Below are 5232 nucleotides of genomic sequence, written 5' to 3' on the forward strand. Positions count from 1 at the left end.
GTTTAGCACCGCCATTTTTCTTTTAGTTCTGTCCTAAATTATTGATGATATTCAAAATAGCATCTACATCTATAACGACTACAGTATTTGTATTAACAGGACTCAGCTCGTATGCAGTAGGATTTGATATTGCAACAGCCATTACTAGCTTTTTGCCAACTAGAGCTTCTTGCTTCAATGCATCCATAGAGACTGACATATAAAATGTACCTCCATTGTTATTACCTGTTACTGAAATACTTTGGGGTAGACTATAAAAACTTTGAGGTAGAACCATTGCATCTTTGATTTCTCCCGATTCTACGACCTGAGTGGCCAAATCTGCTTGCGAAACGATATCAACGGTATAGGCAAAGCCCGTCATACTACCCGATCTTAAGACTCCTAGAATTACCTGTAATTGCGTCTTATCTTCAGATACCTTAAAATTATACGTATATTCTCCTCCCCCTAAAGGCACTAGGTAGTTATTGTTTAATCCTCCTGTACTAGTGGCTTGAGGCATATATATGTAGCTCAAACCATAATCTTTATCACCATCGCCCTCGGTACAAGCGATGAAGCTAAATGTTAACATCAGGAATAAGGATCCTAATAACATTGTATTTTTAATAATATTTCTCATAATCAATCAATTTTAGTAACCTTCATTTTGTTTCAGAATATTCTCTGAGTTAACAATCTCAGCTCTGGAAAATGGCATTAAGTAGTTTCTTTTATGGAATACTCTTTTTGCAACATCAACTGTTTGATAACTATATATACCATTCTCATCTTTGGTGATAACTACTCCTTTTATAGGCTTGTTTAGTACATCTTCTGCATCTTTCCAACGCAAAAGATCCCAATAGCGATGATCTTCAAAAGCAAGTTCGACTCGGCGTTCGTGCTTCACTGCTTTAAGAAATTCTTCAGGACTTGTGGTTACAACAGAAGACAAGGATGTACTTGCACTCTTTCTTACTTGCATTAGAGCTTGTCTGGCAGACATAGTATATCCGGAAGGTATCGCATCCGGGCCATATGCCTGATTCATTGCTTCTGCATAATTAAGTAATACTTCCGCATATCTAAAAATAGGGAAAACATGTACCTCTGTTCCTCCTTGTATCAGGTTCAATCCCTCTTTTAGAAACTTTTTGGTATAATATCCGGTTTTACTTGTATTAGCTATTTTCATATCATCTTCACCACCCGGAGATTGGTCTATCTGACGCCCATTCCACATACTGCCATTGTAAACAACTGTTGCTGCCAAACGAGGATCTCTATTCTTATAAGGATCCACCGGATCTTTTGCACCTATGTATTCATAGCTCGACACAAGATTTTCAGTTGGTGTTACCCCACTGTTACCTCCCGGAAAGGTGATTGGATAATTTGCCTTTTCGATAGTATTAGATGTACCATCGCGTCTCAAAAGAATACTTTCTTTACTGCCGGTTGCATTATTTCCTACAAAATAATTTCCGTAGTTTCGGTTTTCAGGCATAGTATATTGCATTTCTGCAATTACATCATGAGCTGCTTTTGCTGCCTTCTCCCACTTAGTTTTATCGTTCGAAGAGTTGTTTAAGGGGCTTGCTGCATAAAGCAAAACTCTTGCTTTAAGAGCTAAAGCCGATTTGAGTTCAAAGCGTCCATCATTAGTCGAAATATTGTCAGGATGATCTTTCCAGCTCACTTGCAAACTTTCTTTATATGTATCTATCAGATTAACAATATAGGTTACAACTTCATCATAAGATGAACGAGCTATTTTCCCCGGATTAGGGTCTTTTTCTATTGTTGTTTCTACAATTACAACACCTCCAAAGCGTTTAATTAATTCTGAATAATAATATGCTTTGAGTATATGAGCCTCTGCCCGAAACCATGCCAAATTTCTTAAATCTCTTTCATAATTGATCTTGTCTCTTTCGATATCTCGATTGAGAGCCAGAAGAGCCTCTCCGTTTTCGGCAAAATCCAGAAAGAAGTTTGCTGCACGAATTCCTTCATAACAATTTTGATAAATATAGGATGTGGCTATCTCAACATTATCGGGACTTAAAATTCCTCTATTGAAGATGAAAGCATTTCCACTCTCCTGTGTTCTTTGAGCCTCATCTGATGCTGCTGCAAAAAAGTTTCCATCCAAAGCTACAAAGCCGGAACTCATAGGTGAATACATTGCATTAGCAAAACTCCACAATGTACCTCTGTTAGTCTCAACAGCTTCCGGCGTCATATCTGTATCTATCTTCGTTTCCAAGAAATCACATCCTGTTACTAAAAATATGACAGATGTTAATATTATGATTCTATATATGTATCTTATTGAAGTCATAGTTCTTATTTAATTAGAGAGTTAATGAAAATCCTACAGTAAATGTTTTTAGGGCAGGATAACCATAATATGATTCTGGATCCATATCGTATTCCTTCAAGACTTTGCTCCATGTCATTGGATTAGTCGCATTGAAAAATAATCTTAGATTTTTTATACCATTAGTTTTAATAAGTTTATGGCTAAAATTATAACCCAATTCTACATATTGGATACGTAAGAAGTCATTATTCTTAACCCAAAATGAACTGTTCACATAGTTGTTGGTATTATTTACAGTAGTAAGACGAGGATAAGTCGCATTAGCTCTGGTATCTATTCCTTGTTCGGGAAAATAAGCCCATGCACCTTTCGCAACCTTATAGGCATTGTTGTTATCCATAAAGGCTACAAATTGGTTTTTATAATCCATCAAGTTTACAGAGCTCTTGTATCCTCCACGAAACATTATATTAAAATCAAATCCATTAAAACGAACTTGTCCTCCAAAACTATATGTCAATTGTGGATAGTCAGGGTCTCCGATTTTTGTAATATCTGTATCGTCTATATAGCCATCATTATTCAAGTCCTTATATTTCAGATCTCCTGGTTGTGTGTTGCCATAAGAGGATATTGCAACTCCATCTTTGAGTGATCCATCTGCATTGAAATCATTTAATTGATAGAAGCCATCGGATACAAGCCCCATAATAGAACCATAGGAACGTCCTGTACGAGCATTATATGAATAAGCTGTTGGTACTTCTCCGTAATAATCGATCTTATTTTTTGCATAAGAAGCAATTCCGAATATGGTATAATCAACCTTATCTAATTTATCTGTATAAGAGACATTTGCCTCAAAACCTTTATTGGTCATTTTACCAATGTTGCTTTGGTAATAATTTTTTCCATAATAACTCATATTAGTCTGGTTGATTGTCAGAATATCGCTTCGCTTGTCTAAAAACATATCTACGGTAAAGTCCAGTTTTTTGAATATATTGAGGTCAAACCCAACATTATACTTCATACTCTTTTCTGCAAAAGCGTCTTTATTTGCCATAAACATAGGCACTAATCCACTATTCCATTTATAAGGAGTATTATTTCCTGTATTAAATCCTCCTGTATAGTAATAGTACTGTTGATATAGGAAACGCCCGTTGGATGCAAAAGTAGATAAACTCTCGCCTGAGTCTGCTCCTCCTGTTTTTCCGGCAGAGGCTCTAAATTTAAGGAAGTTAACTACATTGTTTGACTTCAAAAAATCTTCATTCGAGATAGTCCATCCAAGTGAAACAGCAGGATAGAAGCCCCATCTATTTCCCGGAGCATAAGAATCGCTTCCGAAATAAGATGCTCCAAATTCAGCAGCGTATTTGTTGTCGTATACATAGTTGATCCTCCCATTATAGTTCAGATAATGGTATTTGTAACCAAATCGTCCATCACCTTTGTAATCCGACAAGTGGAAATTAACAGCAGAATTAATAGCATGCTTATCAAATTCATGCGAATAGCCAAGAGTAATAACAGCCTGTTTCCAGTCATTCATACCTCCAGATCCATAACCACCTGCAACCATCGAAGTAGTTTCATCTGTTGTCGTGGTTTCTCCATTCATATACCTTGCATAATTCTTTGTTTTATTATAGGTACTTATCGTTCTGGAATAGAAAGAGAATGCTTGTTGCATATATAGGCCTTCTGTAAGGAAATCCAGTTTTTCTTTCAGAGCAAAGTTTCCTTGCAATATTCGTAGTCGAGAAGACCTCCAGCCCAGGCCCTTGATTGAACCCAATGGATTGTTAGGATATAATGTCGTTCCTGAGAAATGTTCATCTTCTTCGTTATCGTAAGGGTTGTATATATTAGATGGATAACTAGCCAAATCGTTCATCAGTGCATTTATATCATAATTTGGCTGTTTACTGTTTTCAATACGTCCTCCCAGGTCTATTTTTGCTTCAAAGATATCGAACATGTTAAAATCGAAATTGGTTCTTAGATTAAACCTATCCATCTTGGCGTTAGATACATCTTTACTATCACCAGTATTCAATAATCCTTGCTGATTAAAGTAATCGAGTACAATATTGTATCTGGCAATTCTGTTACCACCATTAAAGGATATATTAGCATCCAAGTAACTTGCATTCTTTTTCAGTACTTCATCATACCAATCGACATTAGGTAATGTTCCATTCTTATAATCATTCAACTCTCCATCAGTGTATCCGGGAGTCCAAGCACCATTATCATTACTTATTGCTTGATTATATAGAACTCCATAGTCATAAGAATTTAGAGGTTTATTGATGTTTACAGCTTGTTGCAAACTACCTCTTAATTGAATTGTCACTGTTGGTTTAGCAACCTTGCCTCTTTTAGTTTCGATCCAGATAACTCCATTTGACCCTCGCATTCCAAAAACAGCTAGTGAAGCCGCATCTTTTAATACAGTCACACTCTCTATTTCAGCAGATGTAAGATATGCCAGATATTCGGCATTTACTTCAAAACCATCCACAAAAAGTTTACTTTCACTTTCTCGTCCAAATCCATAGCTGCCAATACCTCTAATAAGCCACCCTGCATTATCACTTCCTGGAATACCATTACTTTGACGTATCGAAAGCCCCGGTAATTGACCTGCCATAGTATTCATTAAGTTAGGATTCACTGTTTTGTTTAACTTATCACCCGAGATTGTTACTGAGGCACTGGTATTGCTATACTTATCGGTGCTAAACAAACGTCCAAGCATAATATTTTGCTTTGTAATCTTGATTGTGTCTCCAGATATTAAGTCTTGAGCCATAACATTAAATGTGATTACCATAAGCAATCCCCCAATAAATAATTTTCGGATATTATATTGTCTATTCATAATCTCTCTTTTTTATTATCTATAAGAT

The 5232-nt window shown here is 36.2% G+C and carries 3 protein-coding genes; all 3 read right to left on the reverse strand.

The genetic code is table 11. The features are described from left to right. Positions 1 to 22 precede the first annotated feature (22 nt). From JGH11_RS18830 to JGH11_RS18840, 3 genes are read right to left on the reverse strand one after another with little or no spacing between them, the layout of a single operon-like run. Complete coding sequence (locus JGH11_RS18830) at positions 23 to 625, reverse strand: hypothetical protein (RefSeq protein ID WP_201114374.1); 603 nt, start codon at positions 623 to 625, stop codon at positions 23 to 25. 12 nt (positions 626 to 637) lie between these two features. Beyond that, the gene (locus JGH11_RS18835) at positions 638 to 2329 is read right to left on the reverse strand and encodes a RagB/SusD family nutrient uptake outer membrane protein (RefSeq protein ID WP_201114375.1); all 1692 of its coding nucleotides are present in this window, start codon (positions 2327 to 2329) and stop codon (positions 638 to 640) included. Between the two features lie 13 nt (positions 2330 to 2342). Further along, complete coding sequence (locus JGH11_RS18840) at positions 2343 to 5204, reverse strand: SusC/RagA family TonB-linked outer membrane protein (RefSeq protein ID WP_201114376.1); 2862 nt, start codon at positions 5202 to 5204, stop codon at positions 2343 to 2345. Positions 5205 to 5232 lie beyond the last annotated feature (28 nt).

It is taken from the genome of Dysgonomonas sp. Marseille-P4677 (assembly GCF_016652235.1).
Lineage (GTDB): Bacteria > Bacteroidota > Bacteroidia > Bacteroidales > Dysgonomonadaceae > Dysgonomonas.

Bases quoted from the DNA above. Each gene is read 5' to 3' on its own strand.
- JGH11_RS18830 (WP_201114374.1), bottom strand. From the start codon at position 625: ATGAGAAATATTATTAAAAATACAATGTTATTAGGATCCTTATTCCTG.
- JGH11_RS18835 (WP_201114375.1), bottom strand. From the start codon at position 2,329: ATGACTTCAATAAGATACATATATAGAATCATAATATTAACATCTGTC.
- JGH11_RS18840 (WP_201114376.1), bottom strand. From the start codon at position 5,204: ATGAATAGACAATATAATATCCGAAAATTATTTATTGGGGGATTGCTT.